An 18,464-nucleotide genomic window follows, 5' to 3' on the forward strand; every position below is an offset into this window, starting at 1 on the left:
GTGGCGGCAGTCAGTGCGCGGTCGCGTCAGGCCAGATCGCTGCGTGGGCGTCGCGGCCCATCAGCTCGGTGCGACGCACCTCGGTCCAGTACATCCAGATCAGCGAGACCCAGACCACACCGTAGAGCAGCATAAAGGCGCTGCTACGCACGCCGGTCAAATCAACGAGGGCGCCGAACAGAATCGGCAGCACGAACCCGCCGAGACCACCCGCCAGTCCGACGATGCCGCTGACCGTGCCGATGTCGTCGGGGTACTCATCGCTGATGTACTTGAAGACACTGGCCTTGCCGAACGCCCATGCCAGACCCAGGGTGAACATCAGCAGCGTGAACACCCAAACGTTCAGCCCGATGTGGAAGGTGCGCGGGCCATTCACGGTGAGCACGGTGAACTCGGTCTGCGGATAGGACAAGATGAACAGGCAGATCCAACTGGCCCACATCACCCACCAGGTGACGCTGTGCGCGCCATAACGATCGGACAGCCAGCCACCAAACGCGCGCAGCACACCGCCGGGCAGCGAAAAACAGGCTGCCAGCAACGCCGCAGTGCGAATGTCGAGACCATATTCGCCGACGTAGTACTGCACCATCCACAGGCTCAGCGCGACGTAGCCACCGAAGACGATGCTGTAGTACTGGCAGTACTTGAGCACGCGCGGATCCTTGAGCAACTGGATCTGGTCGCGGATGCGCACGTTTCTCGACACGCGGTGGCTTGGATCGCTGTGGCTGAACAGCCAGAACAGGATCAGCGCCCCGAGCATCGCTGCGGCGTAGACCTTCGGCACCATCGTCCAACCGAATGCGACGACCAGTCCGGGCGCGATGAACTTGTTCACCGCGGCACCAGAGTTGCCGGCACCGTACACACCCATCGCGAAGCCCTGGCGGTTGCGCGGAAACCAGCGCGCGACGTAGGGCGTTCCGACCGAAAACGCACCGCCGGCGAGGCCGACCACCAGACCGATCAGCAGGAAGTGCCAGTACTCGGTGGCATAACTCATCATCCAGATGGCTGGGACCGTCGTGGCCATCAACACGGCCATCACCACGCGACCACCGAAACGATCCGTCCAGATACCAAGCGGCACGCGGATCAGCGACCCGGTCAACACCGGCGTCGCGGTCAGCAGGCCGAACTCGGTGGCATTCAGACCCAACTGCGCCTTCAGCGGGATGCCGATGACACCGAACATCATCCACACCATGAAGCAAACGGTAAACGCCAGCGTGCTGACCACCAGCACGGACAAGGCTTGGCTTGGCTTTCTCATCCGGAGGGCTCCGACAACGCGTCGGTCGCATGCTAGAAAAACCCGGCCGACTGCGGTATCCACCGCCCGGCCCGATGAACACTGCCGACCGGAGGATGGCGCCGGCCGTAGCATCCGCCGAAAGAACTATGCGGGGACAAGTCCCGCTCCGCGAAGCGCCTTGCAGCCCGTTGAAAATCCCGGGAGCCACCCCTCGCTCGGCGAGTTCAAGTTTGAATTGCAACGCGGCTGAAGGAATCGGCGTGTCGATTCGCGTTCGAAGGCCCCGCCGGGGCGATCGTGGGCGTCTCACTCCTCCGGTCGCACCGAGCTGGCGTCTTCCTCAACTGACCACTACCCACTGCGCCGCAGTGGTCGATCGGTGGCGCCCGGCAGAACGGCCGTCCGAGGCATGGAACCCATGACGTCCCGAACGATGCTCCGTACGCATCGGCTGGTTGCGTGAGCGCACATCGGCAACTCATCGCTCACCTCGCGCGTGAACCATCCGGGGCACCACTCTTCTGACAACTCTGGGCACGTCCACCACGCCACCAGCCAGAGCGCGGCACGACGCAGCGCCGGGTCCGCAATGGACCGAAACGCGGTCCACGGATCACCCACGATTGGCGAGATGGCGTGGCGCGGGATGCGCGCGTTCCCGCGTGCGCGGCGGCGACACGGCTTCCACTGCCGACTTCGTCGCCGCGAGGTCTTCACTCAGTGCCGCGTCCCACAGTCCGTGCTGCTCCGCGGTGAACTGCTCCGAGCGCACCCCGAAGCGGTGCCGGCGCAGCGTAAGCGTCCGGCCAACCCACCTTTCCGCAGCGGCCAGGCCGTGCTTACGCCGCGGCCGGCTTCCAGGAGTCGAGCGGCAACGATGCAACAAATAGACTGGTCGGTTGGCAGCAACCTCTGACGGCGCAGAGCTGACGTTGATCGAAACGGTGACCCGTCTGCCAACGATGGGACGCAACAACGAGCCCGTGAGGCGGACGGTCATAGTCGTCACCCCGAATCCTCGCGAGCCGGGCCTGGCGTCACTCTCCGCCCCTCGGCGACTCTGTGACTCAAACCGAAGTTGTCTTGACCTGATCGCGGCGCAGTCGCCGCTCACAGCGCAGCGCGCATTCGGGTCCAGACGCAACGCTGCGCGATGCGCGACGATCCACTGCTTGTCGAAGTTCGGATGGATGCCCTCGAGATAGATGCGCGACCAGATCGCCAGATGCAGCGCGTCGTACAAGGGTTCCCAGCTCGCTTCCAACTGCGGATTCGCCGCGAGCACATGCGCAAAGATGCCGAAGGCACACAAGGCCGGAAAGACGTGTCGCTGGTCCTGATTGATCAACTCCCCTTCACGCGCCAGTGCCAGCAGTGCCATGAAGGCGTCGAGGGATTTCAGGTCGCGCAGTTCCAGGACGCGCTCGCGGCTCATCGCGTGGCGAGGAAAGCGGCCCATGGCATTGGGCCAGCGGACAGGAACAGCAACTTGCGAATCCTCGGCGGCAAGTGCGTCATCTCCTCATGCAGTTCCGGCAGCGTCAGCTTGAACGGCTCGCGCAACAAGTCCCACAGCCACAGGTCGCGCCATCGGCGCAACCGCGTCTTGCCCGCAAAACGCGACTCCACCAGGGCAATCGTTTCGTCCGAAGGTGCCTTGCCGTAGCGCCATTGCCGGTACTTCCCGGAAAACTGCCGCAGGCCGTCTGGCCCCAAGCGGCCGTGGTCATCGTCAATCTGCCGCGCCAGTTCATTGGCCGACGTCTCGTTCAGTCCGCGGCACAGATCCTCGAAGCACGCGGTCCCTCGACACTTGTCGATCCGCGCCTCGTGTTCGCGCAACATCGCCGCAGTGGGAGGAGATCGAAATGGAAGCGCCATGTGCCGATGTTTGCATACGTCACGCTCGGTTGGGGCTAGTCACTGAGTACCGATTTCCTGGAAATCGGTACTCAATTGTGCGGCGCACGCCCGGTTGTTACGGTCGCTGCAACTTCAGTGACCAGCCCCGACATGCCCGAACCAGCGCTGACCTCCCTGCCCTCTGCCGATGCCCTCGAACTTGAGGTCGCGCTGACGCGGATGCTCGGCGCCGTGGTCGGCGGCGCCGCCTTGACGCGCGCCCTTGGCTATCCCTCCCAGGCGGCGTTTCGCCAGGCGCTCGTTCGCAACCGCGTGCCGGTACCGGTGTTCGAAGTCGAGGGACGCCGCGGGCGCTTCGCGCTCGCGCGTGACCTAGCGATGTGGATGGCGGCGCAGCGCGCGCGACCGATCAATCGACCCGAATCCGCAGGCAGCGACGATGAGGGCGAACCGAAGGCGGCGCGCCGATGAATCGGATCATTCGATGCGCCCGACTTGATCTCGGGCAGGCCACGCGCTTCTCGAACGCGAACGACGGTGCCGCCGGTCGATCACGTCGCGCAGGGCGTTCGTCTCAAATCAGGCGCCGGGTCTTGGGCCGCGCTGCTCGCGCAATCAGCAGCCACCGAGGAGGCCGCCCGCATGACGAAGCTTGACTTCGCGCTACCCGGATCGTGCTTCAAACACCCATCCCGGAAATGAAAAAGCCGCTGTGTCACCAGCGGCCAGACGGACTCGACAAGCCCCGCACAGGCTGAAGACTACGTCCATTTCCTCCCCCAGCGCAAGCCCAGGTCATCGGGTGACGCGCGCGCTCGCCCGCAGGTTGGCCAACGTCGATCCATTCGTCGTGCGGGCAACACGGGCAAGGAGGACGTATGCCCGAATCGACCCCCGAGTCGTCGTACTCGCCGCGACCGCTCACGGTTTCCGAGCTGAAAAAGCTCGATGTCTACTTCTTCGAATCACCCAAGCTCGGCCGCCGCGTCACCTTGGTCGGTGTAATCGCGTTGGCGCTGGCCTTGCAGTACGAGTTCGATCCCGATGTCCTCCTCTATGTTGAACGCCCGCGCATGCTGTCGGTGGACGGCAGCGACATCGACCTGTCGTTCTGGACCCGCTCGATCAAAGGGGTGGAACAGTTTTCGCTGATCACGCTCTCGCCCGAGGGTACGACCGCCGAACTCCTGGCGCGCAGCCGTCGTCGCGATGCGCTCGTCGGCGCCGCGCAGCGGGCGCACTTGTCGCTGCTGTTCGTGCCGCAATCGCAGTTCCTGCAAGCCAGGACGGTCAGCACCAACCGCCTGCGTCTGCTCCCCATCCAGGCGGCCGCGGACGTGCCGCAAGCCACGGTCTCCTCCAGGAGCGCATCGTCGCGCTGTTCAAGACACAGCCGCGCCTCGGCTTCGCCCAGCTCGAACGCAGTCTGCCCGAGTTTGACGCGCGCGATACACGCGCGGTGGCATGCCAGCTCGTGCACCAGGGCGTGTTGCAGTTCGACTGGCAGGCGCGGCTGCATGCGCATGCGGTGCTTGAGCACCGGGGTGCGCGATGAACGGCCTGCCCACTCCACTCGAGTTCGCGCTCTGGCCGGAGCCCGATGTCACGACCCTGCCCGAAGCGACCCAGGTCGCCACGGAGAAGCGCCTGAAGGCCCTTCGGGCGGTGATCATGGGCAGCAGCATCGTCCGCGCTGCCGAGGCGTACCACGTCAATCGCGGCAGCCTGACCAAATTGGTTGCCGACTGCGTCGGGCTGGCGCCGGATGGCCAGGTGTGGGGCTTGCGCGCTTGCATTCCCTACCGGAGTCGGCAAACCCGGGAGGACGCACCCGCTGAGCCACCAGGCGCCGCAGCCCCTGGCGCGTTCGCACAGCTGTTGCGCACCGTGCCGGCGGTCGCCGATCTCTGTGACAAATTCCGGGGGGCGCTGCCGACGCGCGATCGCAAATCGCGCAGCTTCGAAAAACTGTACGGCCAGGTGCTTGGCGCCGCGCGCAAGCACTGCAGTGATGACGGCTATCCCTTCAACACGGCAGGCCGCGGGCGGCGGCCGCTGCTCGATCACCTCAAGCAGCTGCGGGCCGATCGCGTGGCGCAGGCACCGGAGGGGGAGTCTGAACCCGCAGACGTCGTCACTCAGGCCAAACAGGTCTTCGACTTCAACGTGCTCGAGCGCCTCGAATTTGACGCGCACCGCATGGACGCGGACTTCGCCATCGAAGTCGTCGACGACGCCGGCGTCGCCACGCTGAAGCGCATCAGCTGCATCTGGTTGTTGCTGCTGATCGACTCGGTGTCGCGCTTGATCCTCGGGTGGGCGCTCGTCGTCGGGCGCGGCTATTCGCAGGTCGATGTGCTGCGCGTGTTCTGCCAGGCACTCACGCCGTGGGCGCCACGCACGCTCCTGCCGCCGGATCTGCACTACGTGGCGGGTTCGGGCATCGGTACCGTCCAGCCACGCAGCGTGTCCTGCGCGGCATCTTCTCGGCCCTGGACAACGCGCTGGCGCATCATTCCAAGCTGACCACGACCAACCTCGCCCGCCGGCACCGCGGCGTCGTGCACCTGGGGCGATCGCGCGTGCCCGAAACGCGGGGACTGCTGGAGGCGCTGTTCCGTCAATTGGAAATCGGTGCGATCCGGAGCTTGCCCGGCGGTTTCGAGCCCCCTCGCGATCGCGATACGCCCAAGCGGGCGACGACGACCCAGTCCGCTGAAGATCATCCGGTCAACATGGTCGCGCTGCGCGATCTGGCCGACGTGATCCTGTCCGGTCACAACGTCACGGTGCACACCGCGCTCGGTGAGCGCGCACCGATGGACGCCGTGCGCGCGCACTTCAACGGCGGCGGCTGGGCGTTCGAGTCCTCGCTCGGCGAGCAGGACATCGAAGGGATGACCCTGCTGCGGTTCCCGGTCCACGTGCGCGGCAATCGCAAGAAGGGTCGCCTGCCCTTCGTGAACTACCAGCGCGCCCGCTATCGCTCGCCCGTCCTGAGCCAGCGCTGGGATCTGTTGAACAAGAAGCTCCTCGGCCGTGTCTCGTTCGACGATCTTCGCTATCTCACGCTGCTCGACCCCGACACCGGTGCCGTGATCACGCGCCTGAAGGCCCTTCCGCCATGGGGCGCGACGCGGCACGACCTCGATCTCCGGCACCTCATCCGTCGCTGGACGCGCCGCAAGCTGTTTTCGATCGATGGCGCGCACGACGCGATCGAAGCGTACAGCGACTTTGTTCGCTCGCGTGCCGCGAGCTGCCAATCCGCAGCGGACCAGACCGCCAAGTACCTCGACCTGCACAGCCGCGCGCCTGCCACGCAACGCCCCATCCCCGCCGCCGTCACGCCCCTCGCACCGCGTGGCGGTTGGAAAACCTTCGACGCCGCAAAGGACTCGACCAAATGAGTGACTTCAACCATCCGCTGCTGCGCACCCTGCGCAGCCCGATCGCCACGCGTGCGATCGAACGCCTCAGCAACGCCATCATCAAGGCCCTGCAGCAGGAATTCCGGGGGATCGTCGTTTACGGCCTTGCCCGATTCGGCAAGTCGTGGGCCATCAAGTACCTGATCGCCGTGCTCACCTGGCTCGACGGCGACGCCTACGTCACGAGCCTGATCATCCCGAAATCGCACGCACGCAGCGACGGCGCCTTCTTCAGTTTGTGGTTGTCGCGCTTCAAGCTCAAGTTGCCGGAACGCACCTCGGCGCTGGCGCGGATGGAACGCGTGCGCAACTTCCTGATCGCCCGCTGCGAAGAGGCCGGCAGTTCGCTCATCATCGTCTTCATCGACGAAGCCCAGCGCCTCTTTCCGGATGACTATGAGCACCTGGCCACGCTCGACAACGAACTGACCGACCTCGGCTACATGCTGTTCGTCGTGCTCGTTTACCAGATGGATTACAACGCGGCGACCAACGAGAAGATCTACGACGGCGGCGCGCCGGCGCACGTGCATCAGCGGTTTCTGGTCCGCCGGCACGAGTTCACGGGCCTGAACGGCCCGTCCGAATGCGCGCACGCGATGAGTCGTTACGACCAGCACGCCTTCTGGCCGGTCGACTCCGGCATCAGCTACACGCGGCACTTCGCGACCGCCGCGTTCGACTCGGGCTGGCGGTTGGAGCACCACGCGGAGCGCCTGCACGAAATCGCTTCCGAACTGCGCATCGCGCACCGGCTGCCCTCGCGCGCGTGGACGTGGCCGATGAAGTCGTTCGAGGTCTGCATCAACATCTTGCTGACCATCATTGCACCCAGCCGGTCGGACTTCAGCGGGTTCACCGACGACGATCTCCGTATGGCGCTGAACGAGTGCGCCTTCATCGATCTGGAACTCTCGCGCACGACCATCGCATCCGAGGAGGTGTAGCTCATGAAGCTCAATACCTCCGCAGACACATCGGGATTCGTGGGTGGGGATCTCGGCCACCTGCACGGCATCTCCGCGTTCGGCGCCGTCGTCCGCATCGCACGGCTGAACCAGTTCAGCCGTGCCGATCAGTTCGCGGCATTCGGCTTTCGCTCGCTGCAATCCGAGGACCCGACCAAGGTCCTCACTTTTTCGGCGAAACGCAAGTTCTCGCTCTGGAGCGCACTGGGTGCGATGCCACCGTCTCGTGCCTGTGGGACATCGAACCGTGGACCCCCTTCCAGGGCAGCGACGTGTGGGACAAGATCCCGTGGCGCCTGCGCATCTGTCCGTGCTGCATGCGGCATGGCTACCACAGCCTGCTGTTTCAGATGCCCTGGTTGGCGCGCTGCCCGTGGCATCGGACCGCGCTGATCGACGCCTGTCGCCGCTGCAAACAACCCTTCATGGACGCGTCGATCGGAACGCGTCCGTTGATGCAGTGTGCCTGCGGCGCGGATTACTTCAACGAACGCGCGGCGTTGCGCGGCGAGCGACCGCTCGCCGCGACACGTCGCCAGATCATGGCCGAGAATGTTGATCTGGGCAAAACGCCAGCAGGCGCAGACCCGTCTGATCTCGCCCCAGGAAGCTGATGCCTGGGGCGCCGAGGCCATCGCCGCTCTCGTCGACACGACGCCATGGTCGGGGTCACTGCGGGAGGTGATGCCCGACAAACACGGAACCACGATCGCCCATCACCGCACCTCCCTCAATCAACGCACGACCGCGGAGGACGGTTCGGTTGACGACGATGCCGGTCGCTGCGCGGCCCCTTTTTACCCCGGCCCCGGCGGCATGGCCGACCTGCCGAGCGCGTTCCTGGCGCCACTGCGGCACGTGACTCGGGGTGTCCTTCAAGGGGTCCCCATGTCGGCGTTCAATTGCAAGGAAAACGCGGCGTTCTTTCGGCCCGCCGATGCGCCTGCAAGCGCCACTGCCACACGGCGTGAGTTGCTGTTTCTGCCGGTGCACGAGTGCGGATCGCGCGTGTACCTCGACCTGCAGATCCTGCAGCGCAGCGCCTTGCGATCCTTGTGCGATTTCACCGCAGCGACGCTCCAGCCGCACGGCGCCGAAACGCTCGCTTCACCGCGCTCGCAAGGACTGGCGATTCGGGTGATCCGGCAGCTGTTGGCACGCGCCTACGCCGATGGCCTCACGCATGTGGTGGGTCGCCATGCGCCCGCCGTATTCGACCACCGGCGCATCCGTTCGGGACCTCGGATGCCGTGGGTCGCCGTCGTTCGCGACGCCACGGGCGTCGCCCAGGTGCGTGCCGTCTGGTCGCCGCGGCGGCCTTGGCCGGATCGACTGTGATCCAACTCGGCCATCCACTCGACGCCGGATCGCCTGCCCGTGTGGCAAGGGAATGCCGGAAACACGCCCGCTCAGTGCGACGCGCCTTCACGCGCGCTCATGTCCCACAGCGTCCCGCGCCAGTGGGCGATCTGCCCGGATGCAGCGCAGGCGGAACAGTGCCAGAGGATCTCCCCCGGATTCACGAGCGCGCGCGCTGACCGCGCCGGCGCACTGAATACACCCAGGGCAACTCGCGCTTGGGCTGGGCAGCGTCGCTGCGGTGATCACGCCGCCGAGGAATTCGGCCAGCGTGCGCGCCGGCCCGCGCTTCGGGCCGATGGCTCCCTTGGTGTCGAGGAAATGTCTGGCGTCGGTGATGTACACGATTCCAATCCGCTGTTGCATCTCGCGCTTGTCGCTTGTCGATTGCCGCTTGAGTCAGCGTGCGTAACGCAAGCTCACGCACCCCACCCGCTCGTACCCGTTGCGCCAAGAAAATGGCCCCGCATCGCGGGGCCGGTCGTAGATGGGGGTTTGAGCCGTTCCGATCGAGCAGTGTTGCTGCCGTCTCGGCCCGGGTCGCGCCCCGCTAGACAGTGGGCCAAGTGCATTGGCCGATGGCGCATAATCCGCCACATGCTGAACGCTGTCAATTCGTTGGACCGACTTGCCGTGGGGCGGCTTCAGGAGTTCCTCTCCGAGCGTGTGCCCTGGCACCGATCCCTGTGGGGCGTCGGCGTCATTCTCGCGATGGATGAACTCGGCGAAGCCTGTGTCGCGAAGCGCGCAGGTCATCTCAGCGAGGCGGCTGTCCAGCGCATGGCGAGCACGCTGCAAACGCGCGTCGGCCAGCACCCCGCCTTCGCAGAAACCGAGAAGAAGTTTCTGCAGCAGCAGCTGAAGTCCGTACCGCGGGCTGACGGCGTGGCCCATCTTGGCCTCCAGGAACTATCAGGCCGCGTGGCCTCGGACTACCTGAGCCGTTGGAGCCGTGCGGTGGCGGCTGGTCACTTCCATGTCGAACACCTGGCTCGAAGCGTCGCCGCGTTCCTCCTCGATGCCGGATTCTCCGCCGAGCATTTCCACAGCTTCATCAAGGCACGATTGGACGCCACCGAGGCCATCACCCTGCCCGAGCTTTGCGACGCACTGCATGCCGAAACCCAATCCAGCCGGCGTCGCGAATTTGAAGTGCTGTTGGCCTTTCGGACGATGCCGAAGACCATCAATGGCGTGCCTCCGGCATGGCTCACGTGAGACGCAGTCACCGGATGGTTGGCAGCGCACGGCTTTGATACCGCAGGCGTCCGTTCACCGGCGGCCATGGTGCTCAAGGTGCAGGCGCGCGACGCCACCGGCGCGGCTCAGGCGGCGCGCGACGAGTACGATCGCTATGCAGCTCGTTCACTTATCGCCACCGGCAGGCCCTTGCAGTGTCTTCCCTACCTGTGGGTCAAGGGGACCGCTGAACCTGCAACCATGACGGTTGCTTCTCGGGGTGTCGGCGTGAAGGAACTCTTTCGGGAGGATCGCGTCTTCTCGCCAGAGTCCAGCCAAAACGTCGACGCCGCGCTCGAACTCTTGGCGCACCTGGAAGGCAGTTCTCCGCCCGCCGCGATCGCAGGCGGTTGGGGCGCGATTGAGGGCTTGCTCGCAGATCCCGCAGACCGAGCGTCCGCAGCTGATAATCTGGCGGCGCTCGTCACTTGCTCGTTTCCTCGCGCTGAACTGACGGCATTGTCGTACCGCTACGAGCGCAACGATGGTCAGCCAGACACGAGGCCACTGCCCGGATCGACCAACCGCGAGCGGTGTCGCCATCTGGCCAAGATGATCATGAACGACAGCATGCCCTCGATGCGGTCCACGGCGGACCAGGCCGCGGTCGATCGCATGAGAAAGCTCCTGAAGACTCCTCCGCGCCAGTTGAAGACCATTCGCGAGTCCTTGTGCGAGGCCTTTCATCGACTGTACCGGCAGCGCAACCTCATCCTTCACGGTGGACGCCTCGACAGTGTCGCCCTGACAGCCAGCCTGCGTACGGTCGCGAAACTCGCCGGCGCGGGCATGGACCGGATTACCCACGGTCGATACGTCCAGAACCTCACACCGCTTGAACTGGTGGCGCGAGCGAATCTGGCGCTTGCGATCGTATCCCCCGACTCGGCGCTGCGCTGCGTCGAATTGCTCGAGGGCAACGTGTCCGGTTCGGATGGGTGACGGTCGCCTGAGCGTCGCCCGTCTTGAACAGAAGGCCACTCCCCATCGTCCAGGGAGCAGTGGCGGGAAAGAACGGCGCACGCCGATCAGACACGGTGGTGCCGGGCGCAGGGCGCGCGAAGTGGACCTGGAAACTACGGAATCCACTCGAATTGATCATGCGCTTCGAGCGCAGCAGTTACCAGCCCACAGGCGTTGACCGCGGACGGCGAGGCACGCTTCCGGCCAGAAGTGGAAGATGCGTCCGATGCGGGAAAGGCCAGACTGGCTTAACCTTGTCGCGACGCTCCGGCCTGGTCAATGCATGTCCCCTTCCACTGAAGCATCTGAGCGGCGCCGACGCGAGTTGTTGGCCATGGACTGGCCAACCTCCGAGCGCGTGGGCCAGCAGCTCGGGTTCCCTGTCGAGCCCGCCAAAGCGGCCGCTGCGTTGCGCGCTACGGGACGATTGCTCGGCGCGTGGTCAAGCGCACAAAGTACCTACTTGCATCCGGCTTTCCAGTTTGATGCCGAGGGCCGTCTGCGGGCGGATGTGGAGTCGCTGTTGGCTGCGTTACCGGCAGATGGCGATGACGGCGGTTGGCGCCGAGCGTTTTGGCTCTACGGAGTACGTGAAGCCCTTGCCGGCCAATGTCCGGCGGACGTTTTTCATAGCGACCCCGCCAGAGTTCTCGCCGTTGGCGCGCGAATTGGTGAAGATCCGTAAGTGATGCCGAGGGCAGCACCTCAGAAGTCCACGCTTGCGGCACAGCGCCCAAGAAACTTGGGCACCGGCCCGATCCGATCTGATCGTCACGTTTGACGGTTGCGCGAACCACTTCTCGCGAATAAGCGCCCCCGCAGAGCATTTTCCTCGCTCACTCTAGGCTTGGTCGCACTCGCAGCGATGGCTCCGCCATGCGGTGCACCCGCATGGTGTCGGTAACGGACGTCGCCATCGTCAATATGCGATCCCCAGATCGCCCGGCGACCTGCGTTGCCCAAGGATACCGGCGAGGTTTCCGATGCCTTGGTCATCTGATCGCGCGGGCTCGATGGCGATGGTCATGTCGTGGCGAGTTGGCGATCAGCGTACGCCGGTGCCCGCAGAATCAGTTTGAAATCTCGTTTGCGGACGCGCAGACGTATTCGCGCGCTGTCGACGCGTGCCCAGACTCTTGCGCGGCTCGTTTACGCCTGCTCGCACTTCTCCGCGAACTGTCGACGCCTGCTCAAACATCTTCGCATTAGTCCAACCCTGTCCAGACTTGTTGACCTGCATTGAAGCGGTAACGGCGTTTCGACTGAGCAGGTCAATCGTGGGAAATCATGGGCTTGGAGAAATCACACAATTCCGCGGTGAACATCGAGTCCGATCGAGAGGCGCACGAGGTTGAGCGGTACGCTGGCCGGTGCATCCAGACGACCCCAGTCGCGCACGCCGGCGACCGGGAATGCCAGCGATTCATAGCCACCCCAACTGGCTGCGAGCAGGAAGCGCTTGAGCGCATTGCAAAAGCGATCGATGGCGGCGAGGTCGGGCACGTCGAGTTCGATCGAGAACAAGCCGCTGGCGTGGTGCAGTTGCGCGGCGCTCAATTCGGGTTGCGTCGAATACGGTGTCACCGGTGCATGGACGCAGCGCACCTTCGGGTGCTTCGCGAGATGCGCAAGCACCGTGGCGGTCGTGGCGGCGATGCGCTCCAGCCGCACCGGCAGCGTGCGCAGGCCACGCAGCAGCAACCACGCATCGAACGGCGACAGGATCGCCCCGAGCGTCATGTATGGGCCATCGAAGACCTTGCGCAGCATCGCATCCGAACCGCACAGCGCACCGGCGATGACATCGCTGTGGCCATTCAGGTACTTGGTCGCCGAGTGCGCAACCAGATCAATGCCGAGCGCGACCGGCGATTGCCCGAGCGGGGTCGCGTAGCTGTTGTCGACCAGGGGTGACGATGCCCCTGCCCTTCGCCAGCATCGCGATGGCGGCCAGGTCCTGCTGCTCGAAGGTCAGCGAGTTCGGACTCTCAAGCACGATCAGGCGCGTGGCCGGCGAGATCGCTGCCGCCACCGCGGCGGTATCGGCGGCGTCGACGAACACGCCGCGCATGCCGAATTGCGCCAGCAGCTTGCGCACCAGTTGTCCGGTCCAGAAGTAGGGCTTCTCGACGCAGAGCACCTCATCGCCGGCGCGCACGTTGGCGAGCACTGCGGCCGCCATCGCCGCGGCGCCGGAGCCAAACAGCAGCGCGCGCTCGGCGCCTTCCAGCGCGGCAAGTTTCTTCGCCACGATCTCGACCGTCGGGTTGTTGCCGCGGGTGTAGACGTGGGCGTTGAACTCGTCGGCGAGGCGCGCGCGCATGGTCGCGATGTCCGGGTGCGCGAAGATCGCGCTCTGCACGATCGGCGGGATCACCGCATCAAGTAGCGGTCGCGCTCCTCGCCCAGGTGGTTGATGATGAACGACAGGTCGCGCACCACCCTGCCCCGCTCAGTTCGCTTCGAGCGCGAGCCGTTCGCGCATCATCGCGACCACGGCGTTGTGCAGCTCGGGGTCTTCCAGCGCCAGGTGCACGGTCGCCTGGACCATGCCGAGACGGTTGCCGCAGTCGAAACGGCGCCCGATGAAGCGATACGCCAGCACCGGGTCGTTGACCAGCAGCGCAGCGATCGCGTCGGTCAGCTGGATCTCGCCGCCACTGCCGGCGCGGGTCGTCTCCAGCAGCTCGAAGATCTTCGGCGGACAGGATGTAGCGGCCGACGATGGCGAGCGTGGATGGCGCGACATCGGGCCTCGGCTTTTCGATCACGCCGCGCACGCGCGCCAGGTGGTCGTCGACACGCTCGGCCGAGACGATGCCGTAGCGGTGGGTGTGTTGGCGCGGGACGTCTTCGACCGCGATCACGCTGGCGCCATCGCGCTCGGCGATGTCGGCCATCTGGTGCAGTGCGCCGCGACCGCGGTTCCAGATCATGTCGTCGGGCAACAGCACCGCGAAGGGTTCGTCGCCGACGATCGCGCGCGCGCAGAGCACGGCATGACCGAGACCGAGGGCCTCGTGCTGGGTCACAAACACCGTCTGCACATGCGGCGGCGGGATGTGGCGGACCATCTCCAGCAACTCATGCTTGCCGGCGGCTTCGAGCTTGGCTTCGAGTTCGTAGGCCTTGTCGAAGTAATCGGCGATCGCGTGCTTGTAGCGATTGGGTGATGAATACCAGGTGTCGCAGCCGGCCTCGACCGCTTCCTCGACCGCGTACTGATCAGTGGCCGGTCGATCAGTGGCAGCATCTCCCGGCACCACCTTGCTGGCGGGCAGGAACCGGGTGCCAAGCCCGGCCACCGGGAACACGGCTTGCGGATTCGCATCAGGAGACCGCCTTGTGGATCGAGACGATGTCTGCGTCGCGCTCGGTGCGCAGCTGGTCGAACTCCGGCACCAGCGACTGCAACAGGCGCAGCACTTCGTCTTCATCGAAGCGTCGCGCCGCGGCATCAAGCTTGTGCAGGCAAGGCGTCAGCTCGGTAAACGGCACCATGCGCGGCTGCGACAGGGAAAATCTTCGGATGGCCGGTGCTTTCGTGGTTCTCCTGCTCATGGAACAGCTCCTCGAACAGCTTTTCGCCGGCCCGCAGGCCGGTGTAGACGATCTGGATGTCGCGCTCGGGCAGCTTGCCGGCGAGCAGGATCATCTGCTCGGCGAGATAGCGGATGCGCACCGGCTCACCCATGTCGAGCGCGGAAGATTTCGCCGCCGCGACCGAGTACCGCCGCCTGCAGGATCAGCTGGCAAGCTTCGGGGATGGTCATGAAGTAGCGCGAGATTTCCGGATGCGTGACGGTGACCGGGCCGCCGCGGTGGATCTGGTCGCGAAACAGCGGCACCACGCTGCCGGCGTGAATCGAGCACGTTGCCGAAACGAACGGTGATGAAGTGCGTATTCGACTGCTGCGCCAGGCTCTGGCAGAAAAATCTCCGCGGCGCGCTTGGTCGCGCCCATCACGCTCGACGGATTCACCCGCCTTGTCGGTCGGGAAATCAGCACGAAGTTGTGCACGCCATGCCGATCCGCCGCCAGCGCCAGCGCCCGCGTCGCCAGCAGGTTGTTGCGCACCGCTTCGCGCACCTGCTGCTGCAACAACGGCACGTGCTTGAACGCCGCAGCATGGAATACCGCCTCGGGCCGAACGCGGCTGAACACGCGCTCGAGTGTCGCGGCGTCGCCACAGTCTCCCAGGATGGGATCGATCACCAGGTCTGGAAAATTCGACGCGCAGTTCCTGCTCGACCTGGCACAAGTTGAACTCGGACAGTTCGAGCACGGCCAGGCGTTCGACACCGAGACGAGGCCGACCTGACGGCAGGAGTTCGGAGCCGATCGAGCCGCCACCACCGGTGATCAGCACGCGCCGCGAACGAGCCCGGCGCGGATCGCGGTCCAGTCCAGTGACACCGGTTCGCGCCCGAGCAGGTCCTCGATCGCGACTTCCTTGAGTTCGTTGAAGTTGGATCGGCCTTCGACCACGTCCTCCAGTCGCGGCACGGTGCGAAACGGCAGCGTGGTCTGCTCGCAGATGCCGACGATGCGCTGCATCTGCTGGTTGCTCGCGGTCGGGATCGCGATCAGCACCATTTCCGCTGCGACCTCGCGCGCGATCTTGCGGTAACTGCTCGATCGGGCCGAGCACCGGCACCCCATGCACATTGGCACCGCGCAGACCCGACTTGTCGTCGAGGAAACCGACTACACAGTACGCGCCCTCGCGACGCAGGTCGCGCACCAGGGTCTCGCCGGCGCGTCCGGCACGGAGCAACCAGCACGCGCTGACTGCGCCGCACTGCGTCGCCATAGGCGACCGTCCTTCCAGAAGCGATACGCCGCGCGGCGTGGCGAGCAGCATCAGCGATCGACACATCGGCAGCACCGAGCGCGGCGTGCCGCGAGCCGATGGAAGCGGGAGACCGAGGTGATCGCCAGCGCGCCGAGCACCGAGGCACGCGCGATGTTCCACAGGTCAGGCAGGCTGGCGAAGCGCCACAGCCCGCGACAGGCTGGTCCAGGCCAGGATCAGGGTCTGCGCGACCAGCACGATCGCGTGCTCGGTGCCGAACCAGGCGACAACCGGCGGATCGATTTGCAGGTTCCAGCGCAACCAGTTGGTGCCGAAACCAGGCCAGCCAGATCATGCACAGGTCATGTGCGACCACGGCGAGGCGCGGATGGAGGATGGCGATCGGTCGACGGCATGATGCGCCCGCTATTGTGCCCGATGCGCGCGTCGCAGCGCCCGTCGCGCAGCGATCCAGATGCCGATTCCGAGTCCGTAGACCGCGACCGCGAGGAATTCCAGCAGTGGCGGATGCGCGCGCAGTTCGAGCAACGCCAGCGCCGGCAACACGATCAGCAGATTCCATCCCTGAGGGCGGGCTACCACGCGCGCGGCAGCCAGCCGCGATGAGCCAGGCATTGGTACAGGTGATCGCGATGCGGCTTGGGCCAATGGCGGTGCGGCGCATGCGCCCTGGAACAAGGTGGCTGCCGCATCGACCGCGAATCCGGACGACAGGATCAATGCCCCGCCCCACCCGATCAGCCCGCGATCCACCGCGACCAGCGAGAATGCCGCGACCAGGAATCCGGAGCGAAATGCTGCCGACGTCGCCGAGAAACACGCGCGCAGGCGGCCAGTTGAACGGCAGGGAACGCGAGCACCGCAGGCTGCGGCCGCGGCGAACAGCAACAGCCGCGGCATCTGCATCGTGCCGAGCCGCGAGCAACGCGAGCACGGAGAAAACGAACAGCGACTGGCTCGCGAGGTGCATCCGAGCCATCCATGAAGTTGTGCAGGTTCATCGACGCGACGCCCATCGCAACCAGCAACAGGCCCGCTTCGAACCAGTACTTGCCATCGAGCCCGCTGTTCGCGATGAAGGCCACCGGCGAGCACCGCCGTCGCCGCGAGCAGATGCACGGCGCAGGCGCAGCGGCACCGAGCGCGCACGATGGTCGTCCGCGAGCGCTGACGCCGGCTGCGAGCAACGGCCCGGCGATCAGCGGCAAGGAGAACCCGGCGAGTGTGCGGGCTGCACCGTGTGCTGGGCCAGCAGCGAGCAGGGATCGCGGCGACCGGGCCGATGCCGCCGCCACGCGGCGTCGGTGCTTTACGCAACCGCCGCCTCCGGCGCGTCCAGCACTGCAGGCGCTGCGCGCGCCGGATCCACAACGCGGTCAGCAGCGGCGACACGAGCAGAGCCAGCGCGGGCAGCCACCAGAGCGACGTCAATTGCCGGCGATGCCGTGCACCGGCTTCGATCGTGCTCCACGACTTGCAGCCCGGGCACTGCCAGTGATGCGCGCGCGCACCGAACCCGCAACGCGGAACAGCGGAACAAGGCCTGGCCGTCGAGCAGCTGCTTGAGCAGGTCGCGCAGACGTTCAGCTGTTCGCGGGCGTCGCCGTGCAGGCCGCTCAATTGCAGATCGACCAGCTCGGCCAGGCCGCGTATTGAAGGCTACTTGCTCAGGCGGTCGGAAAGAGCGAATGGCGGCCTCATCACCGTCGCGGTCGCGCACGACGCGTCATCTTGATCACCGGCGAGATGCCGGGATAGCGGCGCATCGATTCCTCGAGCATGGCGTCGATCGACTCGCGTCGGTCGAGCTGCTCCAACGCATCGAGCAGCGGCCCGATCGCGATCGGCAGTACTCGATGTCGTTCTCGACCGCGCGCTCATAGGCATTGGCGGCGCGGCTCCAGTCCCTGGCGTTCGTGCGCGAGGCGTCCTTCGATCAAGCGCGGACGCACCGCCAGCGGCGCCACCGTCACCGCCTTCGGTCAGAGCAGGCGGTCCGCCGGCATCTTGTTTCACTGGCGCCGCGTTTCGCCAGTTCGCACAGGAACTGACTGACCAGGTTCCGCCTGTGATTCGCCGCGGATCTCTCGATGAGGCGGATGGCGCGTGTTCGATCGCGCGCTTCCAGTCGCCCTGCTGGCAGATCGCGATCAGACGACGCAGCCGGCGCATGCCGCATCAGAGTGCCGACCAGATCGGTGAACAACGTCTCGGCGCGACTGAGCAGGCCTGGCAACGCACGTAGAACTCGCCCAGTTCGAGCAGCGGGGCGACCTCTGCCCGACGTCAGATTGGCGAGCGATCAGGTTCGGTGCACGCGGATGGCGCGGGCCTGGTCTCGCCGGCGACGGAACAGATTGCCGAGTGCCAGGTGCGTCTCGACCGTCTGCTTGTCGATTTCAGCGACCCGTAAGAACACCTGATCGCCCTGTCCGGCCGCTCGTCCAACAGACACCGGCCGCGAAAGTAGTTGTGGCGCAGACGGTCGGCCTGCGCACCCACGGCAGCGCCGGGATCGCGTCGCGCCAGATCCAGCCGGTGAGGATCGCGGCCAGTACCAGCA

At 65.6% G+C, this 18,464-nt stretch carries 9 protein-coding genes and 5 pseudogenes; 5 read left to right on the forward strand and 9 right to left on the reverse strand.

Annotation, left to right across the window (positions count from 1 at the left end; genetic code table 11):
• Positions 1–10: 10 nt before the first annotated feature.
• The 3 genes from IPG63_17860 to IPG63_17870 form a co-directional block, all read right to left on the reverse strand.
• Positions 11–1,279 (reverse strand): NarK/NasA family nitrate transporter, encoded by a 1,269-nt coding sequence (locus IPG63_17860; protein ID MBK6729043.1) that lies wholly within the window; start codon positions 1,277–1,279, stop codon positions 11–13.
• 595 nt (positions 1,280–1,874) lie between these two features.
• Positions 1,875–2,720: a transposase gene (locus IPG63_17865; protein ID MBK6729044.1), complete on the reverse strand. Its 846-nt coding sequence runs from the start codon at positions 2,718–2,720 to the stop codon at positions 1,875–1,877.
• Positions 2,693–3,142 (reverse strand): hypothetical protein, encoded by a 450-nt coding sequence (locus IPG63_17870; GenBank protein MBK6729045.1) that lies wholly within the window; start codon positions 3,140–3,142, stop codon positions 2,693–2,695. The genes IPG63_17865 and IPG63_17870 overlap by 28 nt, the downstream gene beginning before the upstream one ends.
• Positions 3,143–3,274: 132 nt before the next feature.
• On the opposite strand from IPG63_17870, the pseudogene IPG63_17875 reads away from it, so the two are divergent.
• Positions 3,275–3,523, forward strand: a pseudogene (locus IPG63_17875) (hypothetical protein).
• A 655-nt stretch (positions 3,524–4,178) separates the two neighbouring features.
• Here IPG63_17875 and IPG63_17880 read toward each other — a convergent pair.
• Positions 4,179–4,664: a hypothetical protein gene (locus IPG63_17880; protein ID MBK6729046.1), complete on the reverse strand. Its 486-nt coding sequence runs from the start codon at positions 4,662–4,664 to the stop codon at positions 4,179–4,181.
• A gap of 847 nt (positions 4,665–5,511) precedes the next feature.
• Here IPG63_17880 and IPG63_17885 point away from each other — a divergent pair.
• From IPG63_17885 to IPG63_17895, 3 genes are all read left to right on the forward strand, one after another.
• Positions 5,512–6,534 carry a hypothetical protein gene (locus IPG63_17885; GenBank protein MBK6729047.1) on the forward strand — a complete coding sequence of 341 codons (1,023 nt, stop codon included), beginning with the start codon at positions 5,512–5,514 and terminating at the stop codon, positions 6,532–6,534.
• Positions 6,531–7,502 (forward strand): ATP-binding protein, encoded by a 972-nt coding sequence (locus IPG63_17890; protein ID MBK6729048.1) that lies wholly within the window; start codon positions 6,531–6,533, stop codon positions 7,500–7,502. The genes IPG63_17885 and IPG63_17890 overlap by 4 nt, the downstream gene beginning before the upstream one ends.
• Positions 7,503–8,075: 573 nt before the next feature.
• Positions 8,076–8,861: a hypothetical protein gene (locus tag IPG63_17895; protein MBK6729049.1), complete on the forward strand. Its 786-nt coding sequence runs from the start codon at positions 8,076–8,078 to the stop codon at positions 8,859–8,861.
• Positions 8,862–8,948: 87 nt separating this feature from the next.
• On the opposite strand, the gene IPG63_17900 is transcribed toward IPG63_17895, so the two are convergent.
• The gene (locus IPG63_17900) at positions 8,949–9,227 is read right to left on the reverse strand and encodes a hypothetical protein (GenBank protein ID MBK6729050.1); all 279 of its coding nucleotides are present in this window, start codon (positions 9,225–9,227) and stop codon (positions 8,949–8,951) included.
• 252 nt (positions 9,228–9,479) lie between these two features.
• On the opposite strand from IPG63_17900, the pseudogene IPG63_17905 reads away from it, so the two are divergent.
• A pseudogene (locus tag IPG63_17905) lies at positions 9,480–11,063 on the forward strand (integrase).
• Between the two features lie 1,323 nt (positions 11,064–12,386).
• Here the strand turns inward: IPG63_17905 and IPG63_17910 are convergent.
• From IPG63_17910 to IPG63_17925, 4 genes and pseudogenes are all read right to left on the reverse strand, one after another.
• Positions 12,387–13,523, reverse strand: a pseudogene (locus tag IPG63_17910) (aminotransferase class V-fold PLP-dependent enzyme).
• 13 nt (positions 13,524–13,536) lie between these two features.
• Positions 13,537–14,521 (reverse strand): annotated as a pseudogene (locus IPG63_17915) (UTP--glucose-1-phosphate uridylyltransferase).
• A pseudogene (locus IPG63_17920) lies at positions 14,415–16,235 on the reverse strand (polysaccharide biosynthesis protein). The pseudogenes IPG63_17915 and IPG63_17920 overlap by 107 nt, the downstream one beginning before the upstream one ends.
• A gap of 71 nt (positions 16,236–16,306) precedes the next feature.
• Positions 16,307–17,521 carry a hypothetical protein gene (locus IPG63_17925; protein ID MBK6729051.1) on the reverse strand — a complete coding sequence of 405 codons (1,215 nt, stop codon included), beginning with the start codon at positions 17,519–17,521 and terminating at the stop codon, positions 16,307–16,309.
• Between the last annotated feature and the right edge of the window lie 943 nt (positions 17,522–18,464).

The sequence above is a fragment of the Lysobacterales bacterium genome (assembly GCA_016703225.1).
Taxonomy (GTDB): domain Bacteria; phylum Pseudomonadota; class Gammaproteobacteria; order Xanthomonadales; family Ahniellaceae; genus JADKHK01.

Coding starts and splice junctions, on each gene's coding strand:
- IPG63_17860 (MBK6729043.1), bottom strand. CDS start 1,279: ATGAGAAAGCCAAGCCAAGCCTTGTCCGTGCTGGTGGTCAGCACGCTG.
- IPG63_17895 (MBK6729049.1), top strand. CDS start 8,076: ATGTTGATCTGGGCAAAACGCCAGCAGGCGCAGACCCGTCTGATCTCG.
- IPG63_17870 (MBK6729045.1), bottom strand. CDS start 3,142: ATGGCGCTTCCATTTCGATCTCCTCCCACTGCGGCGATGTTGCGCGAA.
- IPG63_17865 (MBK6729044.1), bottom strand. CDS start 2,720: ATGGGCCGCTTTCCTCGCCACGCGATGAGCCGCGAGCGCGTCCTGGAA.
- IPG63_17890 (MBK6729048.1), top strand. CDS start 6,531: ATGAGTGACTTCAACCATCCGCTGCTGCGCACCCTGCGCAGCCCGATC.